A 21203-nucleotide genomic window follows, 5' to 3' on the forward strand; every position below is an offset into this window, starting at 1 on the left:
TGTGATCGATAACAACAAGAAAACGCCTGGCCTTGGCTTGAGCGCGCTGGCTACGGCCATCGCCCTTGCGTCCAGCCCGACCTGGGCCGGGGAAACCATCGAACTGGACGACGGCACCACCATCGACTGGTCGGTGACCACCAGCTACGGTGTCGGCATGCGCCTGGGCAAGCAGAGCGACCGCCTGCTGGGGGCCAACGCCGACGATGCCAACCGCAACTTCGACCGCGGTGCGCTGACCACCAACCGCATCGGCGCCCTTGGCGAGATGATCCTGCGCAAGGACAACTACGGTGCAGTGGTGCGCGCCAGTACCTTCTACGACGACGTCTATCACAAGGGCAACGACAACGATTCGCCGGCCACGGTGAACAAGAGCGGCGACAACGACGAATTCACCAGCCGGACCCGCTACTACAGCGGCGGCCGCACCCGCCTGCTGGATGCCTACGTGTTCGGCGGCTGGCGTTTCGACAACGACACCATGCTCGACGTCAAGGCCGGGCGGCACATCGAGTCGTGGGGCGAGAGCCTGTACTACCCGGGGGTCAACGGCGTGCAGAACCCGTCCGATGCGGTGAAGGCCTCGCAGCCCGGGGTCGAGGTCAAGGAAGTGCTGCTGCCGGTGGGCCAGGTGTCGGCGTCGTTCCGCCTCAACCCGCAGATCACCTTCGGTGCCTACGTGCAGTACGAATGGAAGGGCACCGAACTGCCGCCGGTGGGTAGCTACCTGTCCAGCAGCGACGTGATCGGCCCGGGCCGCGAATTCCTCATCACCCCGACCGGGCGGGTCGCCTACAAAGGCACCGACGAACCGCGGGACAGCGGCCAGTGGGGCGTGCAGGTGCGCTTCCGCCCGGTGCCGGCGATCGAGATGTCGCTGTTCCACGTCAACTACCACGACAAGAACCCGGCCACCGCCCTGGTCGGCTACGACCCGGTGCCGGTGGGGGGCGGGCTCTATGCCTTCGCCGCCAATGGCTACAAGGTCAAGTACTTCGAGGACATCAAACTCACCGGCATCAGCGCCTCGACCAAGATCGGCGAGGTGCAGGTCGGTGGCGAATGGTCGTACCGCGATGGCGCGCCGATCATGGTCAACACCGGCCTCGGTCCGGTCCCGGCCCGGGGCAAGGGCCAGCAGATGCAGTTGTCGGCCATGCGCGTGCTGGGCGACCGGCCGTGGGCCAGCCAGACCACCCTGACCGGGGAAATCATCCATGTGCGCGCCGACAGCGTCGACGCCACCTCGGCGGCGCCCAACCTGCAAGGCGTGAACCTGCTGCCCTCGCTGGGCGGCATGGTGGGGGAATCCGATGACTACAGCTACAAGACCGCATCCGCCTGGCGCAGCCGCACGGCCAGCGCCTACACCCTGGGCGCATCGTTCAGTTATCCGGGGGTTTTCCAGGGCTGGGATCTGGAAGTGCCAGTGCGCTTCTCCAACGTGTTCAGCGGCTCGACACCCATGGCCGGCAGCATCTCCGGGGTGCAGGGCGACCGACGCATCAGCGTAGGCACCACCTTCAAGTACCTGGGCAACCTGGAGGTCGGCCTCAACTACACCGGCTACCTGGGCTCGCCCGACCCGATCAAGCGGCCGTTCGCCGACCGCGACTACGCCACCTTCTCGATGAAGTACAGCTTCTGATCTCAACCACGACACCCGGGCCATGGGGCCCGGGCTGGGAGGAAACATGGGCCTCAAAGGGCACGCGGCCATTGTTGGCACCGCGCAATACAAGCCGGAGAAGTACGCCACGGCGCCGAAGATGTTCCACCTGGAGCAGGTCGCCGACCTGGCCGCTCGCGCCTTGCGCGATGCCGGGCTGAACGCGCAGGACCTCGACGGGCTGGTGATCAACGGCCCGCAGTTTCACGAAGCCTCGGTGTTCGTCCCGGCCATGGCCGCGGAATACCTGGGCCTGCGCCTGAATTTCGCCGAAGTGGTCGACCTCGGTGGCTGTACCTCGGTGGGCATGGTCTGGCGCGCGGCCGCCGCCATCGAGCTGGGCCTGTGCCAGGCGGTGCTCTGCGTGCTGCCGGCGCGCATGGCGCCGCTGGGCCCGGACGAAGACCCGAGCTGGATGGCCCGGGCCATGCGCTTTGGTGGGCACAGCACGGCGTTCGGCGCACCCGAAGCCGAGTTCGACCTGCCCTACGGGCACATGGGGCAGAACACCGGCTACGCCATGATCGCCCAGCGTTATGCAGCCCGGTACGGCTACGATCCGCTGGCCATGGCCAAGATCGCCGTGGACCAACGCACCAATGCCCAGGCCAACCCGGAGGCGATGTTCTTCGGCCAGCCGTTGACCGCCGAGCAGGTCCTGGCCAGCCGCATGGTGGCCGACCCGCTGCATGTGCTGGAGATCGTCATGCCGGTGGCGGGCGGGGCGGCAATGATCGTCGCCTCGAAGGAAGTGGCGGCACGGGCACGCAAGCGTCCGGCCTTCGTCACCGGCTTCGGCGAGCACCTGGCGTTCAAGTCGCCGTCCTATGCCGAGGACATGATCCACACGCCGATCGGCCCGGCTTCGCAGCGTGCCTTCGCCATGGCCGGGCTGAAACCGGCGGACATGCATGCCGCGCAGATCTACGACTGCTACACCATCACCGCCTTGCTGACCCTGGAAGACGCCGGGTTCTGCGGCAAGGGCGAAGGCATGGCCTTCGTCCGCGAGCATGACCTGACCTTCCGCGGCGACTTCCCGATGAACACCCACGGCGGCCAGCTGAGCTTCGGCCAGGCCGGCTCGGCCGGCGGCATGTCGCAGGTGATCGAGGCCGTCACGCAGATCGCCGGCGTGGCCGGCGAGCGCCAGTTGCCGCGCTGCGACGACGTCTACGTCTCCGGAACCGGCGGCGTGATGAGCGAGCAGGGCGCATTGATTCTTCAGGGAGCTTGAGCATGTCCAACAACAAACCGATGCCCGTCGCCACGGAAATCTCCGCGCCGTTCTGGGAAGGGCTCAAGGCCCGCCGCCTGTTGCTCCAGCAATGCAATGCCTGTGCGCACTGGGTGTTCTACCCGCGCCGGCATTGTCCGCAGTGCCTGGCCCATGACCTGGCCTGGCGCGAGGTGCAGGGCGCGGCGACGCTGTACAGCTTCACCCTGACACGGATTCCCACCCTGCCGGACTTCGCGGACGAGATGCCACAGGCGCTGGCGGTGGTGGAGCTGACCGAGGGGGTGCGGATCAATACCACGCTGGTGGGGCTGGCGGAGGACGAAATCCGCATCGGCATGGCCCTGCAGCCGGTGTTCGCGGAGGTGGACGGCAAGGGCAACCGCCTGCTGCGCTTTACCGGCCCGGACAAGGACGCCGGGGCGCTGGAGCCGCTTCCCGGGCTGGAGCCCGTGGTCGAGGTGGACGTTTCCTCGGTGCCGAAGATCGACTTCAACGATGCGGCGGCCTTGCAGGCGCTGGTCAGCGACGACTTCAGCGACTGGAGCAACGTGGTCGTGGTCGACCAGGCGCTGATCGATGCCTTTGCCCAGCTGTCCGGAGATGACTACTGGATTCACACCGATCCGGAGCGGGCGCGGCTGCAGAGTCCGTTTGGCGGCACCATCGCCCATGGCGCGCTGGTCCAGGTGCTGCAATCGCGGATGAAGCTGCAACTGGGCTTCGAGATCACCGGGTTCGGTACCCAGATCAACTATGGCTCGGACCGTCTGCGCTTCCCCGCCCCGGTGCCGGCGGGGGCGCGGATTCATGCGCGGGCGCGGGTCAAGAGTGTGGAACTGCTGGGGCGCGGTACCCAGCTGACCCTGGAGATCAACACTCATGTGCTGGGGCAGGAGCGGCCTTCGGTGATCAATGACCTGGTGATTCTGTATCGCGCTTGAGTCAGTATTCGCAGGCGAGCCCGACTCCGCACAGGAGCGGGCTTGCCTGCGAAGGGCCGCAAGGCGGTCCCACCACTGATTCCGAGGTTCCCCATGTCCCCCCACTTCAAGCCCGTCGACCTGAAGAAAGCCTATCGCCTGCTCAATCACGGCCCCACCGTGCTGGTCTCTGCCAGCCATGCCGGGGTCGACAACGTCATGGCCGCCGCCTGGGCTTGCGCCCTGGACTTCGATCCGCCCAAGGTCACCGTGGTCATCGACAAGATCACCCGCACCCGCGCGCTGGTGGAAAACAGCGGCTGGATGGTGCTGCAGGTGCCCAATGCCGCGCAGTTGCAACTGACCCACCAGGTTGGTAGCCATAGCCTGGCGGACGAGCCGGACAAGCTCGGCCAGGCGGGTGTCGAGCTGTTCCGCGTCGAGGGTTACCCGGCGCCGCTGGTGGCGGGTTGCTCCGCCTGGCTGATGTGCCGGGTGATCGACGAGCCACACAACCAGGCCACTTATGACCTGTTCATCGCCGAAGTGGTGGCGGCCTGGGCGGATGAGCGGGTGTTCGTCGACGGGCACTGGGTGTTCGAGAAGGCGGATCCCGGGTTGCGCAGCCTGCACTATGTGGCGGGTGGGCATTTCTATGCGATCGGGGAGGCACTGGATGTAGAGGAATAACCAAGTGTAGGGAGAATAGCGGTTGAGAGAGCGACGCGGACCCTGTGGGAGCGGGTTTACCCGCGATTACTGTAGTGAACTCACCATCGCAATCGCGGCGGTCCGGCGTTCCGGTAAACCCGCTCCCACAAGGTCCGCGTCGCTCTTGGACCTGACAGCGCAGCCAGAAAGTCTGGGCATACTCCCACAGGGGAACGTGTCGCGCTGAGGCCATCAAGGAAAACGCTTTGTTGAAATATCAACTTCCTGTTGATATTTTGCCTGTCCAGCCACCCCGGACAGCCCCATGCCTGAACGCCAACTGGTCCTCGACGTCCTCCACGCCACCGTGCGCATGCTCGGCACGGTGCTGGGGCGCAACACCGAAGTGGTCCTGCACGACCTGACCCGCCCGGAACACTCGGTGCTGGCCATCGTCAACGGCCATCTCAGCGGCCGCCAGGTCGGCAGCCCGATCCTCGCCGGGCCGCGTCACGATCGTGGTTTCGATGCCGTGCTGCACGCGGCCTTGGAAAAGCACAGCCAGACCCCGGTGGTGATCGGCAACTACCCGACCCTCGGCCACGACGGCAAGGCCTTCCGCAGCGCCACGGCAGTATTCCGCGACAGCAGCGGCGAGCCTTTCGCCAGCCTCTGCGTGAACACCGACCTCAGCGGCATCGCCGCAGCCCAGGCCTGCCTTGAGCAACTGCTTGCCACCGCCGAAGAGCCCGTGCCCGCACCCCGTGAGTCGCCAGACCTGGAGCAGCTGATGACCCGCATCATCGACGGCTCGCTGCAGGATGCCCGCCGCCAGGGCGTGCGCTTCGGCAAGGCGCAGAAGCTCGATGCCGTACGGCAGATGCACGACGGCGGCCTGTTCATCGTCAAGGGCGCGGTGGAGAAAGCCGCCGCGGCCCTCGGCGTCAGCCGCTACACGATCTACAACTACCTCGAAGAAATCCGTAACGGTTAAGGAAATCGCCATGCAACTTCCGATCTATCAGGTCGATGCCTTCAGCGACCATGTGTTCGGCGGCAACCCGGCGGCGGTCTGCCCGCTGGAGCGCTGGCTGGACGACGCCACCCTGCAGCGCATCGCCGAAGAGAACAATCTTTCGGAAACCGCGTATTTCGTCGCCGAAGGCGAAGGTTATCGCCTGCGCTGGTTCACCCCGGGCGTGGAAGTGGACCTGTGCGGCCATGCCACCCTGGCTGCGGCCTGGGTGCTGTTCAACGAACTGAAGGTGCAGACGCAGGTGTTGCGCTTCTTCACCCGCAGCGGCGAACTGCGGGTCAGCCGCGACGGCGACTACCTGGTCATGGATTTCCCGCAGAAGCACCCGCAACCCGCCACGCCGCCTGATGGACTGGCCGAGGCCCTGGGCTGCCGGATCGACGCGTTGTACCGCAGCGACGACTACATCGTGGTGGTCGAGAACGAACAGATCGTCGAGGGCCTGCAACCGGACTTCGCCGCCCTGGCGCGCTACGACGTGCGCGGCGTCGCCGTGACCGCGCCGGGCACCGACTTCGATTTCGTCTCGCGCTGGTTCGGCCCGCAGGTCGGGGTCAACGAGGACCCGGTGACCGGCTCGGCGCACACCTCGCTGGTGACCTACTGGGCCGAGCGGCTTGGCCGGCGCAGCTTCAGCGCGCGCCAGGGCGGGGCGCGTCGCGGGCAGCTGCGTTGCGAGTTGCGGGACAACGGGCGGGTCATCCTCGGCGGGCAGGCGCGCCTGTATATGCGCGGCACGCTCTACCTGGCGGATTGACCGCCGGTCGGCAGCCGGTCTGGCGCGGACAAACCTTCCCGCGCCGTTCGTCCTCGAACCTCACAGAAGCACTTGAGTTCTTTTCTGTGGAGGTGTTGCCGATGTCGAAGAAACGCGATCAGTTCAGCATGCAGAACCCGCTGACCCAGTACCCGCAGCCGCCGTTTCCGTCCCAGGGCCAGGAGGCACCGGGACTGGACGCGCGGATGACGCCCGAGCCGGACCATGGCGAGGAAACCTACGTGGGCTTCGGTCGCCTGGCCGGGCGCAAGGCGCTGATCACCGGTGCCGACTCGGGCATCGGCCGTGCCGTGGCCATCGCCTTCGCCCGCGAAGGCGCGGATATCGTCCTTAACTACCTGCCGATCGAACAGGTCGACGCTCGCGAGGTGATCAAGCTGATCGAAGCGCAAGGCCGGCGCGCCATCGCCATGCCCGGCGACCTCAAGGACGAGAAGTTCTGCAAGGAACTGGTGGACAAGGCCCACGAGCAACTGGGCGGCCTGGATATCCTGGTCAACGTCGCCGGCAAGCAGGTGGCACGCAAGGAGGTCGGGCACGTGACCAGCGAGCAGTTCGACGCCACCATGAAGACCAACGTCTACGCGCTGTTCTGGCTGTGCCAGGCGGCCGTACCGCTGATGCCGCCGGGCGGAACCATCATCAATACGGCCTCGATCCAGTCCTACCAGCCCTCGGCGACACTGCTGGACTACGCCACCACCAAGGCGGCAATCGTGGCATTCACCAAGGCGCTGGCCAAACAGGTGGTGGAACGCGGAATCCGGGTCAATGCGGTGGCGCCGGGGCCGATCTGGACGGTGTTGCAGCCCAGTGGCGGGCAACCGGCGGAAAAGATCCCGCATTTCGGCGAGCAGGTGCCGATGAAGCGGCCGGGGCAGCCGGCGGAGTGCGCGCCTTTGTATGTGCTGCTGGCGTCGCAGGAATCGAGCTATATCACCGGGGAGGTGTTCGGGGTAACGGGTGGCAATCCCTTGCCTTGAGGCGAAGGGTTTCGGGCCTGCATTTCAGGCCCGAAACCGGAGGACTCAGAGCTCCCGCAGGAACTCCGACACCTTCGCCAAGCCGGCCTTCATCACCTCGGCATTATTGGCATAGCCAATCCGCACATAGCCTTCGATATCCAGCGCGCTGCCCGGGGTGAACATCACGCCCTTGGCTTCCAGCAGCTTCACGCAGAAGTCCCGCGAGGGCATGTCCACGTCGATCTTCAGCAATGCGGTGGTCCCGGCCTTGGGTTTCACGTAGCTGACCCGCGGCTCGCCGGCCACCCAGGCATCCAGCAGCGCCAGGTTGTCGCGGGTGATGGCATGGGCCCGGGCGAGGATGTGCGCGCGATGCTCCAGGGCAATGCTGGCGAAGTGATCGTCGAGCATGCCGACGCTGATGGTGTTGTAGTCGCGGTGGATCGACACGGCCCGGATCAGTTCCTGCGGCCCGACGATCCAGCCCAGGCGCAGGCCGGCTAGGGAGAAGGTCTTGGACATGCTCGCGGTGCTGATGCCTTTCTCGTACAGGTCGGCGATCGACACGGTGAAACCGTCGCCGTGCTGGTCGGTACCACGGTAGACCTCGTCGCACAGTAGCCAGGCATCGACGGAACGGGCGATGTCGACGATGGCTTCGAGCATGCCACGGTCCATCAGCGAGCCGGTGGGGTTGTTGGGGTTGTTCAGGGCGATCAGGCGGGTGTTGCCGCGGACCATGCCGCGCAGTTCCTCCAGGTCCGGGAGGAAGGCGTTTTCCTCGCGCAGGCGCAGGATCGACACGTCGGCGCCGTAGCTTTCCGGAATCGAGTAGTGCTGCTGGTAGGTCGGTGCTACCGAGATCACATGGTCGCCGGGCTCGACCAGGGTCTCGTGGACCAGGGCGTTGGCGCCGATGGCGCCGTGGGTGACGGTGACGTTATGGCGCTGCTGCTTGTCGTACAGCCCGGCGATCAGGTCGCGCAGACGGTCCGAGCCTTCGATGGCACCGTAGGTCATCTTCATTGGCAGCAGCTCATCGAGAATGCTCTCGCGCTTGCCGGCGAAGTCCAGCAACTGGGCGAGGGTGATGGACTCGACACAGGTTTCCGCGAGGTTGTAGCGGCACTCGTTCTCGTAGGCGTTCATCCAGATCTCGACGCCGAATTCCTTGATTTTCATTGAGCTATCTCTTGTTCTTTAAGCGGAGTGGTAAGAGTGCTGACGATGCGCGGCGTCAGGCGACTGGAGTACCCGGGCGAGATAGTTATAGCCTGAAAATCTACGGTAGACAAATAGTCTCTGCGCTAGACCTGTTCGCGAAGCGCCTTGACCCACTTGTAGACCGTGGCCCGGCCCAGGTTCAGGACGTTGGCCACGTAGTCGGCGGCATTGCGACCGTCGAAGGCGCCTTCGGCATACAGCGCTTCGACCAGCGTGCGCTTGTCCTTCATGCCCAGGGTATTCAGCGCCAGTTGTCGTTCGCCCAGCCAGGCATGGAGGAAAGTGTTGATACGTTCCTGCCAGTCATCGCGGAACAATGCCTCGGGTTGCGGCAACAGGCGGCTGACCTGGAAGAAGGCGTTGAGCGCGTCACGCGCCTGGTCGAGCACCGAGAAGTTCAGGTTGATGCACAGCAGCGCTTGGGCCTGGCCGTCGTCGTCACGCAGCACGCTGGTGATCGAGCGGATCTTCTGGCCGTTCCAGTTGAGCTTCTCGTAGGGGCCCAGGCTGGAGACCTCGTCGAAGTCGCCGGGCAGCTCGTCCAGGGCCGAGTCGTCACCGAGTTGGCGCTTGGAGAAGTTGTTGGCGATATGCACCACGGTCTGGCTGTGCAGGTCGTGGACGATGACTTCGGCATGGGGGAAAAGCAGGGCGGCGATGCAGTCGGCGATGGTCTTGTAGTTGTCCAGTTTTTTCATGGGTGACGGCAGCGTCCGTGGAAGAGGCGTCCATGATAGCCGCGTCGCAAAAAAGATGAACCTCGGCAGAGGCCCTTGGCTCAGAACAGGTAGTGACACTGCAGAACCCTGGAACTGACAAGAGGATTCAATGATGAACACACTGTTGCGTAGCGCAGGCTTTGCCCTGGCATTCACCCTGGCGGGCGCCGTGCATGCCGCCCAGGACGCCGATGACTTCGTCGAGGACGCCTCGGCCAAGGGTGTCGCCGAGGTGGAAGCGGCCAAGCTTGCCCAGGAAAAAGGCACGGCGGCCGACGTCAAGGCATTCGCCGCGATGATGCTCAAGGACCATGGCCAGGCCAACGAGAAGCTGAAAAGCATCGCCGCCAGCAAGAAGCTCGAAGTGTCCAGCGATGCCGACCTGATCGACAAGGCCAAGGCGATGATCCTTGAACTGCGCGGTGCCAAGTCGTTCGACCAGGCCTATGCGAACAACCAGGTCAATGCCCACGAGGCGACGATCAAGCTGTTCGATGAGTACGCCAAGGATGGCAAGGACGCGGAACTGCGTGCGTTTGCCGAAGAGACCTTGCCGACCTTGCGCACCCACCTGGAAAAAGCCCGGGCACTGGCACACGCCCATGGCGGCAGCTCGGTCGATCCGGCCGCGACTACGCGCGATGCCACCGACCCGGTGGTCTATGACAAGGACGGCAAGCCGATGACGCCGAAGGATCATGCCAAGCCTTGACGTTTGTAGTGGCTGTACCGGCCTTATCGCGGCATGGGTATCTACACGTTTTCCTATTGCACATAAGTATCCGGACGGCCGCGACCCTGTGGGAGCGGATTTATCCGCGATTGGGCGCGCAGCGGCCATAAAACCTGCCTCTTCGGTGGATCAGACAAATCCGGGATCGCAGGATTTACGACGGCTTCGCCGCCGATCGCGGCGGTCCGGCGTTCCGGTGAATCCGCTCCCACAGAGTCGCGTTTCGCCCTAGGCCTGTGGCCGGCGATGAGGCCGGCAAGAACCCTACCGCTCCAGTACCGACCGCACCGTCTGCCGCAACACCTCAAACGACACCGGCTTGTCGACATGGGCATTGAACCCGGCCTTGAGGGCACCATCCTTGTCCTGGCTGGCACCGAAGCCGGTCAGGGCGATCACCGGCAGCTCGCTGAAGCGGCTGTCGCGACGCAGGCGGCCGATCAGCTCCAGGCCATTCATCACCGGCATGCCCAGGTCCGACAGCACCAGGTCGAACGCAGCCCCGGCCTCCAGCCGCTCCAGCGCTTCGGCGCCATTGCAGGCCAGGGTTACGTCGGCTCCCTCCAGCTCCATCAGGGCCTTCATGATGTTGAGGATGTCCTCGGAGTCGTCCACCACCAGCACCTTCAGGCCCACGAAGTCCCCAGGAGACGGCTCCAGTGTCTCGGCCACCGGCGCATCGTCGCGGCTGTAGTGCGGCAGCCAGACGCTGAATGTGGCGCCACGCCCCAGGCCCGCCGATTTCGCCTCGACCCGCCCGTGATGGGCTTCCACCAGCTCGCGCACCAGTGCCAGGCCGATGCCCAGCCCGCCACGGTTCTGGCCGTGGCGGTGCTCCGGGACCTGGCCGAACATGTCGAAGATCAGCGGCAGTGACTCGGCCGCGATGCCTTGGCCGTTGTCCTGCACGTCCAGGCGCACCTGCGTGCCGTCGTCCACCAGGCGCAGGCAGATGCTTCCGCCCGCCGGGGTGAACTTCAGGGCATTGTTCAGCAGGTTCCAGATGATCTGTTCGATGCGCACAGGATCGGCATCGATCACCAGCGGTTCCTCGGATTCGCGGGGCAGGTCCAGTTCGATCTGAACCTGCTGGCTCGTGGCATCGTCCTTGGCCACGCCTGCAATTTCGCCGAGCAACTGCTGGACCAGCACCGGCCCCCGGTTGAGCTTGAGCTTGCCGGTATTGATCCGCGACAGGTCGAGCAGGTCGTCGATGATCCGTGCCTGGCTGCGCACGGCACCGAGGATGGTCTCGACCGCGCGGCCGGCCACGGCGTTGCCGCGCACCAGCGGCAGGCGCGCCATCAGCTCGCCGTTGAGCTGGATCAGGTTGAGCGGGTGCTTGAGCTCGTGGGACATGACCGCGAAGAATTCGTCCTTGAGCTTGCTGGTGGTCCGGCTTTGCTGCAGTTGCCAGACCTGCTCGGACTCCAGGCGCTTCTTGTCGGTGATGTCGCGACCGATCTTGGCGAAGCCTTGGGTGCCGTCATGCAGGGCGTTGGTCACGCCGCTGCAGAAGAAGCGGCTACCGTCCTTGCGTTGCAGCCAGCGTTCGTCGTCGGCGCGGCCATCCTTGCGCGCGATGCGCAGTTCCTCCTGGAGAATTCCGTTCTCGCGATCCTCGGGCAGGAAGATCAGCTCGGCCGAACGCCCCAGCACTTCGTCCTCGCGGTAGCCGAAGGTGCGTTCCGCACCGCGGTTCCAGGTGGTGATCACGCCCTGGGCATCCATGGTCAGGATGATGAAGTCCTGGGTGCTTTCCGCTGCCAGGCGCAAGCGTTCCTCGCCCTCGCGCACGCGCTCTTCGGCCTGGCGGCGCTCGCTGATGTCGATGAAGGTCAGCACCGCGCCGTCGATCAGGTCCTCGGTGGTGCGGTAGGGCAGCAGCCGGGCGATGTACCAGCGGCCGTCATTGCTCGTTACCTCGCATTCGATGATGCGCAACGACTCGAAGGCTTCCACCGCATCGGCGGCCATGGCCGGGTAGTCCAGGCGGTGGGTGATATCCAGCAGGGAGCGACCGGTGTCCGAGGGAATGATGCTGAAGATCTCGGTGGCCCGGGGCGTGTACGACTTGATGCGCATGCGCCGGTCGACGAATACCGTGGCGATGTCGGTGGAGGCGATGAGGTTCTGCAGGTCGTCGTTGATCTTGCCGGTTTCCTCGACCTTGCTCTTGAGCTCCTGGTTGACCGTGATCAGTTCTTCGTTGATCGACTGCAGCTCTTCCTTGCTGGTCTCCAGTTCCTCGGTGGTGGAACGCAGCTCCTCGTTGATCGCCTGCAGTTCTTCGTTGGAGGCCTTGAGTTCCTCGGTGGAGGTTTCCGATTGCTCCACCGTGGCCTGCAATTGCTCCTTGGTCCGTTGCAGCTCGCCTTCGAGCTGCGACAGCACGCTGTCCTTGCCTTCGTCGCGCGGGCCCTTGGCCTCGGCGCTCATGGTTTCCTCGACTTCGTCGAACAGCACCAGGACGAAGTCGGCATCCATGTCGCGGAACGGCCGGGCGACCATGTTCACGTAGTAGTTGCGCCCGTCGCGCTCCAGTTGCACGCGCCGCGCCTCGATACTCTTGCCGGTCTGGAAGGCCTGGAACAACGCGGTGCGCAGCTCCAGGCGCAGCTCCGGCAGGACCTGAGTCAGCAGGTTGTGCGACGGCTCGCCACCGACATGGCGCAGGAAGCGCCCGGCGCGGTCGGACATGTGCACGATGTCCGAGTCCTGGTTGACCACCACGCTCGGCGGCCCGTACTGCTCCAGCACGCGCTGGTGTACCTCGGCAAAGGACACCTTGCGCCGCTCCAGGCTGCGCTCGATGTTCGGCAGGGCGAAGCCGGTGAAGGCATTGAGGGGCAGGGTAGGGGTCGGCCGGCCAAGGCTGGAACTGGCCTTGGCGCGGTAGATGCGGTTTTTCTTGTCCACCGGGGTGAACAGGTCCAGGCACACGTCCGCCGACTCCGAGCTGCCGAGGAACAGATAGCCGCCGGGCGCCAGGGCGAAGTGGAACATCTGCAGGATGTCGGCCTGCACCTGACGATCGAGGTAGATCAGCAGGTTGCGGCAACTGATCAGGTGCAGCTTGGAGAACGGCGGATCACGCAGCAGGTTGTGCAAGGCGAACAGCACCCGCTCGCGGATCTCCTTCTTGACCCGGTAATGGGTCTGTTCCTTGGCGAAGTGCTGGCGCAGCCGCGCGGGCGGAATGTCGGTGACCACCGCCTCGGGATACACGCCCGCACGACCGACGCCGATGGCGTGCTCGTCGATATCGGTGGCGAACACCTGGAACTTGTGGGTGCTGTGGCTGAAATCCAGGTGGTCGGCCAGCAGCATGGCGATGGAGTAGGCTTCCTCGCCGGACGAGCAACCCGCCGACCAGGCGCGCACGGTGGGATCGGTTTCGCCGGTGAGCTCGAACAGGCGCGGGATGATCTCGCGCTCCAGCGCCTCGAAGGACTCGCGGTCGCGGAAGAAGTTGGTGACGCCGATCAGCATGTCGTCCAGCAGGGCACTGGCTTCGTCGGTATTGACGTTGAGGAAGTCGCGGTAGGCCGGCAGGTCGCTGAGGCGGTTGACCTGCATGCGCCGTTCGATGCGGCGCAGCACGGTGGCGCGCTTGTAGTGCTTGAAGTCATGCCCGGTGCGGGTGCGCAGGATGACGATGATCTCGCGCAGGGCGGCATCGGCGGCGCGCTCTTCCTCGGCGGTGTCGGGATTGTGCAGCGGTGGCTCGATCTCGTCGCCCAGGGGCAGTTCGATACGGCGCATGTTGTCCCACAGTTCCACCAGCTTCTGCGGCATGTCCACCACCGGCATGATGAAGTCCACCTGGCCGGTGGCGATGGCGTTGCGCGGCATGCTCTCGTATTCGGCGTCGTCGAGGGACTGGGCCAGGGTCACGCCGCCCTGTTCCTTGACCCGCACGAGCCCGGCGCTGCCGTCGTTGCCGGCGCCGGAAAGGACGATGCCGATGCTGCGATGGCGGTGGGCATCGGCCATGGTGCGGAAGAACACGTCGATGGCGATATGCCGCGGCTGGCCGCTGGGTCGCTCGGTGACGCGCAGGTAGCCGTCGAGCATTTCCAGTTGCTGGGCGGGGGAGATCAGGTAGACGTGATTGGCTTGGACCGGTGTCGGCTGGGTCACCTGGCGCACCGGCATCCGCGTGACCTTCTGCAGGATACGGTCGGCGCTGCTTTCGTGTTCGGCGGAAAGGTGCATCACCACCACGAAGGCCATGCCGCTTTCGCTGGGCATCTGTTCGAAGAAGCGCAGCAAGGCGCCGAGACCGCCGGCGGAGGCGCCGAGGCCGACGATGGGGAAGGGCAGGAAACTGGGGAGCGAGGTGTAGGGCGTCTTGGCCTGTAGCGTCTCGTCGGGTGTATTCATGTTCGGGTGCTCTGCTGACGCATGTTGGCCGGACTGGTAATGCAGGAGACAGCCAAGCTGCTGCCGTCCTGGCGCAATCGGGAAACTTTACCGCATAAATAGCCGCGCCGGGCTCAAAGACGCGGTCTGGCGGCGAGCTGTGCGCGAACCTGGTCGAGATCGTCCTCGATGCTGCTCAGCTGGATTTCCAGCAGGGCAGCGGCCTGGGTCATGTGGCTGACCTGGACTTGCAGGCGCTTCATGCTGTCGAGATGCGCGCCGATCGCATCGCTCAGCTGTGCGCCCTGCAGCAGGTGCCTGGTCCGGTGGGGTTCGTCTTGCGCGGGGGTAGCAGGCAAGCGCATCGGAGAGTTCCTTGGCGGATTGAGGTTCTATTCAGGTATCGACTGTCGCGATGAGAGGAAAGTTGCCTGAACGAGACTAAACCGGCAACGCCTTGCGCAACGGCACCTCCCGCAACCACCACGACAGCCCGAACGCCACCGCGGCCACCGCACTGGCCACCAGGAACACCCCGTGCATCGCCCAGGAAAACGCCAGCAGGTACTCCTGCTGCAGCGCCGCCGGCAGGGCATGCACCGCTGTCGGCGACAGCGTCGCTGGTGCACCGGCGGCGGTGGCGAAGTCGCCTGACAAGCGGACCACCAGCCCATGGGAAAACAGAGCGCCGAACACCGACACGCCGATCGATCCGCCGATCGAGCGGAACAGCGTCGCGCCCGAGGTGGCCACGCCCATGTGGCGCAGCTCCACGCTGTTCTGCACGGCCAGGATCAACACCTGCATGACCATGCCCAGCCCGGCGCCGAGCAAGCCCATGTACAGGTTCATCAGGACCATCGGCGTGTCCAGGTCCAGTCGGCTGAGCAGTCCCATGGCGATCACTTGCAACGCCGTGCCGAGGATCGGGAACATCCGGTAGCGTCCCCAGCGGCTGACCAGCCGGCCGGTGATCGCCGAGACCACCAGCAACCCACCCATCAACGGCAGCATCTGCAGGCCGGCGCCGGTCGGCGAGGCATCCTTGACCACCTGCATGTACAGCGGCAGGAAGGTCACCGCGCCGAACAGCGATACCCCGACCATGAAGCCGATCAGGCTCGCCAGGACGAAGGTGCGATGGCGGAACAGATGCAGGGGCATGATCGGTTCCGCGGCGCTGCGCTGTTCGATGATGAAGCCGGCCAGGCCGATCAGGCCCACCAGGACGAGGCAGAGCATGTCCAGCGAGGTCCAGGCCAGCAGGTTGCCTCCCAGGCTGGTGATCAGCACCACCGAAGCCAGGGCCAGGGTCAGGAAGAACGCGCCGAAGTAGTCGATGACGTGCTTGACCTTGGCCACATGGGGACGGAACACCACGCCGATCACCGCCAGGGCGACCAGGCCCAGGGGCAGGTTGATATAGAAGATCCAGCGCCAGGACAGATGCTCCACCAGGAAACCGCCGATCAACGGCCCGACCACCGTGGCCAGGCCGAACACGCCACCGAACAGGCCCTGGTAGCGGCCCCGTTCGGCCGGCGGGATGACATCGCCGATGGCCGCCATGGCTACCACCATCAGGCCACCCCCCCCAAGGCCCTGCAGCGCACGCAGGACAATCAGTTGGGTCATGTCCTGGGCCAGGCCGCACAGGGCCGAGCCGAGCAGGAACAGGACGATGGCGATCTGCAGCACGCGCTTGCGCCCATACAGGTCGCCGAACTTGCCGTACAGCGGCACCACCACGGTGGAAGCCAGCAGATAGGCGGTGACCACCCAGGACAGCCAGCGCAGGCCGCCAAGGTCGCTGACGATGGTGGGCAGGGCCGTGGAAACGATGGTCTGGTCCAGCGCGGCGAGGAACATCACCAGCAGCAGGGAACCCAGGAGCAGGGCGATCGGCGGATTGCCATCGCGCTCGCGGGCGGAAACGCTATCGGAAGTCGGTTGCATGGTGTCGACCTGAAGGAAAAGGGAGGGCTGCGTCCTGCAGGTTCAGTCGTCGTTGCCTTCGGCGTAGCGCCGGCCGGCGTCGTGCAGGCCGGCCAGGGCGAAGCCATGGAGCTGCGCGACCACCGCGTCGCCGGGCATGTCGAGGATTTCCCGCAGCACACCGGAACCACCGCGCGGGCCGATCAGCAACATCGCCCAGGGTGCGGTGACACAGAGGATGCAGCGGGTCAGGGCCGGGGCGTCGGCGGGGATGCCGCTGACTTCGCTGAACAGCGCCCTGAGCAGGGACAGGCGCAAGGGTGCGTTTTCCCGCAGATGGGCCTGGGCTTGCGGGCTCGGCGTGAGAATTTCCGCGGCAAGCACCCGCAGATGCCAGCTTTCCGCACCCCGGCCAGCCTTGCGCACCACCAGTTCGATCAGTTCGCGCAGCTTGTCCGCGGCTGGTTGCGCGCTCAGCGAGATCCGCTGCAGCTCGCTGATATCGAGGAAACGTCGGCGCGCTTCGTCGAGCACCGCCAGGTACAGGCCGTTGCGGCTGCCGAAGTGGTAGTTGATGGAGGCGAGGTCGACCTCCGCCCTGGCCGCCACTGCCTTGTTGCTGGTTTCACCCTGGCCGTGGGCCGCGAACAGTTCGCCGGCAGCTTCGAGAATGCGGGTGCGCGTGGCTTCGCCGTCTTTGCGGGGGGTGGCCATGATCAGCTCCGGGAAGGAAATCGTTGCGGGATGCTGACGCAGGTTAAATTTAAATTCAATTTAAATTTAATGATGGCGACGAACGACAGGGCGGTGATGGCACGTTGGATGAACACTGCAAATCACCCCAAGTCAATGCACGAATTTTTCACCTGTTTCGCTATAACGTAACTTAATGTTTCGCCTATAGTTTACGGCATTCACTTACCGGGGTTTGCGCAAGTCCATGAGTTTCAGTCCAGGCACCACGGATCCGGATTTCGCCGATACACCGCGTTTCCAACAGTCCCTGCTTCGTTCCCGACAGCTCGCCCGGGTGGTCCGGCTGTCGGCGCTCGCGGCGTTGCTGCTGTGGCTCGGTGCTCTGCTCGTCGGCGTGTTCAGTCCTCTCAGCCATTGGCTTCCCTTGCTCGCCATCAACGCCGCCACCTTGCTGTTGCTGGCAGCGGCGGGGCGTTCGGCGTGGACGGTGAGCAAGTGGCGAGCCGAGGCGCTCGGCCAGACAGCGGCCCCCTTGGCGTTGTGGCGCAAGAACTCGCAGGCCGAGGCTGACGACGAGCCACTCAGTGCCATCGAGCGCGGGCTGCTGCGCCTGGGACTGGCACTCAAGGACCAGTTGCAGCGTCTGGGCTTCGATGCCCTGTGGCTTGCCGGCTTGTCCCTGCTGGCCTTGCTGGTGGTGGCGCAGGCGTGGCGTCTCGATCTGCCGGCACCGGTCGCGGCAGGCGAGGGCAACTGGATCGCGGTGGCGCTGCTTGCGCTGTCGGCCTTCGGCCTGGTGGTGATCGAGCGTCACCTGAGCAGCGAGAACCCTGCCGTGTGGCCCGAAGCGGCGGCATTGGGCGCGGTAATCCGGGTGGTGGTGGCGGTGCAGGTGCTGTCGATCGTCTGCCTGGCCCTGCCTGATGGCGAACGGCTGTGGCCGGCGCGACTGGCGGTGCTGATGGGCGTACTGCCGGGCCTGCTGGCACTGGAACTGATGATCCGTGCCGTGCTCTCGGTATTCAGCCCGCAACGACCGCAGCAGGAGCCAGAACTGGTCGCCCGTAGCCTGGTGGCCGGCTCGCTGCAGTGGCCGCCGCGGCCACTGGCGTTCTTGCACGGCGAGCTGCACCAGCGCTTCGGTATCGACCTGCGGCAGGTCTGGGCCTTCGATTTCATGCGTCGCGCTGCGCTGCCGGTGCTGGCGCTGGTCGCCCTGGTCGGCTGGCTGCTCACTGGTGTCAGCGAAGTGGCGCTGGACAAGCGCGGCATCTACGAGCGCTTCGGCAATCCGCAGGCGGTGTGGCAGCCGGGCCTGCATGTCGGCTTGCCCTGGCCGTTCGGCAAGGTACTGAGCGTGGATAACGGCCAGGTCCATGAACTGGCCACCTCGGGCGATGCCGCGCTTGCCGATCCGCTGGCCGACGCCGAAGGCCCGGCACCGGCGGCCGCCAACCGGCTGTGGGACGCCACCCACGTCAGCGAAAACGCCCAGGTCATCGCCGGTGCCAGCGGCGGGCCGCAGAGTTTCCAGATCGTCAACATGGACGTGCGCTTCATCTATCGCATTGGCCTGGACGATGCCGCCGCGCTGGCAGCGACCTACCACAGCACCGACGTCGCCGTACTGGTGCGCAATATCGCCAACCGCGTGCTGGTTCGCGATTTCGCCAGCCGTACCCTGGATGGCGTTCTCGGTGCCGAGCGCGAAAGCATCGGCCAGGATGTCGGCAAGGCGGTGCAGGCTGACCTTGATCGTCTCGACAGCGGCGTGGAAATCCTCGTCACCTCGGTAGAAGCGATCCATCCGCCCGCCGGCGCGGCCAATGCCTACCACGGCGTGCAGGCGGCACAGATCACCGCCCAGGCCCTGATCGCCCGCGACCGCGGCAAGGCCGCCGAGCAGTCCAGCCAGGCCCGTCTCAATGCCACCGCGCTGACCGACAAGGCCAGTGCCAGTGCCCGGGAAACCGATGCGAAGGCGCGTGTCGCCGAACTGCGTTTCGGCGCCGAGCGCAGCGCCTGGCAGCAGGCCGGGCAGGCGTTCCTTCTCGAACAATACCTGGAGCACCTGGGCAAGGGCCTGGGCAAGGCCAACAGCCTGATCATCGACCACCGGCTCGGTGCCGGACAGGCCCCGACCCTGGACCTGCGCAGCTATTCATTCCCCTTGGACCCGAGCGCCGCCAAGGCTGCGGCCCGACCTGACCAGGAGCGCTCCCATTGAGCCACGCTCACCACGATCACAGCGATGATCACGACTGCGGCCACGATCATTCCCACGACCACGCGCATGACCACGAACAGCCGGCGGGTCCGGTCTGGCGGCGCTTCCTGCTGGCGGCGCTGCTGGTGCTGGCGATGCTCGCCACCGCCTGTTTCGTCCAGGTACGCACCGGCGAAGCCACGGTGGTGACCCGCTTCGGCAACCCGGCGCGGGTACTGATCGAACCAGGACTGGCCTGGCGCTGGCCGGTGCCGTTCGAAGCCACGGTACCGGTGGACCTGCGCCTGCGCACCACCTCCAGCGGCCTGCAGGACGTCGGCACCAAGGATGGCCTGCGCATCATCGTCCAGGCCTATATCGCCTGGCAGGTCAGCGCCGATCCGCAGAGCATCCAGCGCTTCATGCGTGCGGTGCAGAACCAGCCGGACGAAGCCGCGCGGCAGATCCGCACCCTGGTGGGCTCGGCGCTGGAAACCAGTGCCAGCGGTTTCGAACTGGCCGACCTGGTCAATGTCGACGCCAGCCGCGTGCGCATCGACGCCTTCGAGCAACGCCTGCGCGAGCAGATCGCCAGGCAACTGGCCGATACCTACGGGGTCAGCGTGGTGCAGGTGGGTATCGAGCGGCTGACCCTGCCCAAGGTGACCCTCGAAGCCACCGTCGACCGCATGCGTGCCGAGCGCGAGACCATCGCCACCGAGCGCACCGCCGAAGGCAAGCGCAAGGCCGCCGAGATCCGTTCCGCAGCGGAGCGCGACGCACGCATCCTGGAGGCGGAGGCAGGCGTCAAGGCGGCGGATATCCAGGCGCAATCCCAGGTGCAGGCCGCGCAGATCTACGCCAAGGCCTACGCCGGCGCGCCGGAGCTGTACAACCTGCTGCGCTCGCTGGACACCCTCGACAACCTGGTCAATCCGGGCACGCGCCTGGTCCTGCGCACCGACGCGGCGCCATTCCGCGTGCTGGTGGACGGGCCGCCCGCGCCAACCGTCAGCCGGGCAGGGCGCGAGCATGAGTAACCGCGAGCAGGCCCCGGCCACGCCGTGGTTCCAGGCCGGGCGCATCGGCTTCATCGCCCTGTATGGGGTGACCCTGCTGGCGGCGCTTGGTTGGCTGTTCGGCAATGTCCGCGAGGTCGGCCCGGAAAGCCGCGCGGTGGTTCTGCGCCTCGGTGCGGAAAACCGTATCCAGAATGCCGGCCTGCTGCTGGCCTGGCCACGGCCGTTCGAGCAGGTGCTGATGCTGCCCTCGGCGGGCCGGGTCAGCGAGCGTCGGGTCGAGCTGCTGCTGCGCTCGGAAGCAGCGGTCAAGGCCGACCGCGACGCCACCCTGGCTGGCGATGCCACCGCCGGATCCGGTTATCTTCTGACCGGCGACGCCGGCATCGTGCAGTTGGACGTGCGGGTGTTCTATCAGGTCAACGAGCCCTATGCCTTCACCCGTCAGGGCGGGCATGTCGAGCCGGCGCTGGATCGCCTGGTGGAGCGCAACGCCGTGAAGATCTGTGCCTCGCGGGACATGGACGCGATCCTGGTGGCACGGCCGGAACTGGTCGGTGCCGACGCCCAGGTGGCCGAGCGTCGCGAGCGCCTGCGCGGTGATCTGCAACAGGGCATCAACCAGAGCCTTGCCGCATTGAAGGCCGCCGGCACCGATCTCGGTATCGAAGTGGTGCGGGTCGATGTGCAGTCGGCGTTGCCAACGCCTGCGGTCAACGCCTTCAACGCGGTGCTCACCGCCAGCCAGCTGGCCGAGCAGGCCGTGGCCAGTGCCCGCAACGACGCCGCGCGGCAAACCCAGCAGGCTACGCAGAACGCCGATCGCAGCGTGCAGGTGGCCGAGGCCGAAGCCCGCGAGCGCCTGTCCCGGGCCCAGGCGGACACCGCGACCATCGTCGGCCTGGCGCAACAGAACGATCCCGGCCTGATGCTGCGCCTGTATCGCGAGCGGGTCCCGGCGATCCTGTCCCGCGCCGGCTCCGTCACCACCGTCAATCCCGAGGACAGCGGCCGGCTAATCCTCGATGGCCCGAAACCCTGAAT

Annotated in this window: 16 protein-coding genes and 1 pseudogene; 11 read left to right on the forward strand and 6 right to left on the reverse strand. The window is 65.8% G+C overall.

All coding sequences use genetic code 11. The annotated features are described in order from the left end of the window. Position 1: 1 nt before the first annotated feature. The 7 genes from V0R59_RS16600 to V0R59_RS16630 all read left to right on the forward strand — a co-directional run bounded on the left by V0R59_RS16600 (position 2) and on the right by V0R59_RS16630 (position 7280). On the forward strand, positions 2-1651 hold the full coding sequence (locus V0R59_RS16600) for a DUF1302 domain-containing protein (RefSeq protein ID WP_330073994.1): 1650 nt from the start codon (positions 2-4) through the stop codon (positions 1649-1651). 46 nt (positions 1652-1697) lie between these two features. Further along, positions 1698-2909: a thiolase family protein gene (locus V0R59_RS16605; protein WP_330073995.1), complete on the forward strand. Its 1212-nt coding sequence runs from the start codon at positions 1698-1700 to the stop codon at positions 2907-2909. Positions 2910-2911: 2 nt separating this feature from the next. Next, positions 2912-3853, forward strand: a complete 942-nt coding sequence (locus V0R59_RS16610) for a bifunctional OB-fold nucleic acid binding domain-containing protein/MaoC family dehydratase (RefSeq protein ID WP_330073996.1) — start codon at positions 2912-2914, stop codon at positions 3851-3853. Positions 3854-3946: 93 nt separating this feature from the next. Next, entirely contained in the window at positions 3947-4522 is a 576-nt protein-coding gene (locus V0R59_RS16615) for a flavin reductase family protein (protein ID WP_330073997.1), read from the forward strand. A 286-nt stretch (positions 4523-4808) separates the two neighbouring features. After that, positions 4809-5477: a helix-turn-helix transcriptional regulator gene (locus tag V0R59_RS16620; RefSeq protein WP_330073998.1), complete on the forward strand. Its 669-nt coding sequence runs from the start codon at positions 4809-4811 to the stop codon at positions 5475-5477. Positions 5478-5487: 10 nt separating this feature from the next. Beyond that, on the forward strand, positions 5488-6276 hold the full coding sequence (locus V0R59_RS16625) for a PhzF family phenazine biosynthesis protein (RefSeq protein ID WP_330073999.1): 789 nt from the start codon (positions 5488-5490) through the stop codon (positions 6274-6276). Between the two features lie 101 nt (positions 6277-6377). After that, positions 6378-7280, forward strand: coding sequence for an SDR family oxidoreductase (locus tag V0R59_RS16630; protein WP_330074000.1), 903 nt, complete (start codon positions 6378-6380; stop codon positions 7278-7280). A gap of 45 nt (positions 7281-7325) precedes the next feature. On the opposite strand, the gene V0R59_RS16635 is transcribed toward V0R59_RS16630, so the two are convergent. Beyond that, positions 7326-8444, reverse strand: a complete 1119-nt coding sequence (locus tag V0R59_RS16635; protein ID WP_330074001.1) for an aminotransferase — start codon at positions 8442-8444, stop codon at positions 7326-7328. 125 nt (positions 8445-8569) lie between these two features. Continuing rightward, positions 8570-9184, reverse strand: a complete 615-nt coding sequence (locus V0R59_RS16640; protein WP_330074002.1) for a helix-turn-helix transcriptional regulator — start codon at positions 9182-9184, stop codon at positions 8570-8572. Between the two features lie 133 nt (positions 9185-9317). On the opposite strand from V0R59_RS16640, the pseudogene V0R59_RS16645 reads away from it, so the two are divergent. Continuing rightward, a pseudogene (locus tag V0R59_RS16645) lies at positions 9318-9821 on the forward strand (DUF4142 domain-containing protein); the annotation flags it as partial. Positions 9822-10202: 381 nt separating this feature from the next. Here the strand turns inward: V0R59_RS16645 and V0R59_RS16650 are convergent. From V0R59_RS16650 to V0R59_RS16665, 4 genes are all read right to left on the reverse strand, one after another. Further along, on the reverse strand, positions 10203-14324 hold the full coding sequence (locus V0R59_RS16650; RefSeq protein WP_330074004.1) for a CheR family methyltransferase: 4122 nt from the start codon (positions 14322-14324) through the stop codon (positions 10203-10205). A gap of 113 nt (positions 14325-14437) precedes the next feature. Beyond that, positions 14438-14668 (reverse strand): hypothetical protein, encoded by a 231-nt coding sequence (locus V0R59_RS16655; protein WP_330074005.1) that lies wholly within the window; start codon positions 14666-14668, stop codon positions 14438-14440. A 76-nt stretch (positions 14669-14744) separates the two neighbouring features. Beyond that, positions 14745-16259 carry an MDR family MFS transporter gene (locus tag V0R59_RS16660; protein ID WP_330074006.1) on the reverse strand — a complete coding sequence of 505 codons (1515 nt, stop codon included), beginning with the start codon at positions 16257-16259 and terminating at the stop codon, positions 14745-14747. Between the two features lie 42 nt (positions 16260-16301). Beyond that, complete coding sequence (locus V0R59_RS16665) at positions 16302-16952, reverse strand: TetR/AcrR family transcriptional regulator (RefSeq protein WP_330074007.1); 651 nt, start codon at positions 16950-16952, stop codon at positions 16302-16304. A 226-nt stretch (positions 16953-17178) separates the two neighbouring features. On the opposite strand from V0R59_RS16665, the gene hflK (V0R59_RS16670) reads away from it, so the two are divergent. The 3 genes from hflK (V0R59_RS16670) to hflK (V0R59_RS16680) are packed head-to-tail and all read left to right on the forward strand — an operon-like array spanning position 17179 to position 21201. Then, on the forward strand, positions 17179-19161 hold the full coding sequence (gene hflK / locus V0R59_RS16670; RefSeq protein ID WP_330074008.1) for a protease modulator HflK: 1983 nt from the start codon (positions 17179-17181) through the stop codon (positions 19159-19161). After that, positions 19158-20180 carry a protease modulator HflC gene (gene hflC / locus V0R59_RS16675; protein ID WP_330074009.1) on the forward strand — a complete coding sequence of 341 codons (1023 nt, stop codon included), beginning with the start codon at positions 19158-19160 and terminating at the stop codon, positions 20178-20180. Before hflK (V0R59_RS16670) ends, hflC begins: the two co-directional genes overlap by 4 nt. After that, positions 20173-21201 (forward strand): protease modulator HflK, encoded by a 1029-nt coding sequence (hflK, locus tag V0R59_RS16680; RefSeq protein ID WP_330074010.1) that lies wholly within the window; start codon positions 20173-20175, stop codon positions 21199-21201. Before hflC ends, hflK (V0R59_RS16680) begins: the two co-directional genes overlap by 8 nt. Positions 21202-21203 lie beyond the last annotated feature (2 nt).

It is taken from the genome of Pseudomonas ulcerans, from assembly GCF_036324125.1.
Lineage (GTDB): Bacteria > Pseudomonadota > Gammaproteobacteria > Pseudomonadales > Pseudomonadaceae > Aquipseudomonas > Aquipseudomonas ulcerans.

Bases quoted from the DNA above. Each gene is read 5' to 3' on its own strand.
- V0R59_RS16625 (WP_330073999.1), top strand. From the start codon at position 5,488: ATGCAACTTCCGATCTATCAGGTCGATGCCTTCAGCGACCATGTGTTC.
- V0R59_RS16640 (WP_330074002.1), bottom strand. From the start codon at position 9,184: ATGAAAAAACTGGACAACTACAAGACCATCGCCGACTGCATCGCCGCC.
- V0R59_RS16615 (WP_330073997.1), top strand. From the start codon at position 3,947: ATGTCCCCCCACTTCAAGCCCGTCGACCTGAAGAAAGCCTATCGCCTG.
- V0R59_RS16655 (WP_330074005.1), bottom strand. From the start codon at position 14,668: ATGCGCTTGCCTGCTACCCCCGCGCAAGACGAACCCCACCGGACCAGG.
- V0R59_RS16650 (WP_330074004.1), bottom strand. From the start codon at position 14,324: ATGAATACACCCGACGAGACGCTACAGGCCAAGACGCCCTACACCTCG.
- V0R59_RS16635 (WP_330074001.1), bottom strand. From the start codon at position 8,444: ATGAAAATCAAGGAATTCGGCGTCGAGATCTGGATGAACGCCTACGAG.
- V0R59_RS16665 (WP_330074007.1), bottom strand. From the start codon at position 16,952: ATGGCCACCCCCCGCAAAGACGGCGAAGCCACGCGCACCCGCATTCTC.
- V0R59_RS16605 (WP_330073995.1), top strand. From the start codon at position 1,698: ATGGGCCTCAAAGGGCACGCGGCCATTGTTGGCACCGCGCAATACAAG.
- V0R59_RS16660 (WP_330074006.1), bottom strand. From the start codon at position 16,259: ATGCAACCGACTTCCGATAGCGTTTCCGCCCGCGAGCGCGATGGCAAT.
- hflK (WP_330074008.1), top strand. From the start codon at position 17,179: ATGAGTTTCAGTCCAGGCACCACGGATCCGGATTTCGCCGATACACCG.
- hflK (WP_330074010.1), top strand. From the start codon at position 20,173: ATGAGTAACCGCGAGCAGGCCCCGGCCACGCCGTGGTTCCAGGCCGGG.
- V0R59_RS16620 (WP_330073998.1), top strand. From the start codon at position 4,809: ATGCCTGAACGCCAACTGGTCCTCGACGTCCTCCACGCCACCGTGCGC.
- V0R59_RS16630 (WP_330074000.1), top strand. From the start codon at position 6,378: ATGTCGAAGAAACGCGATCAGTTCAGCATGCAGAACCCGCTGACCCAG.
- V0R59_RS16610 (WP_330073996.1), top strand. From the start codon at position 2,912: ATGTCCAACAACAAACCGATGCCCGTCGCCACGGAAATCTCCGCGCCG.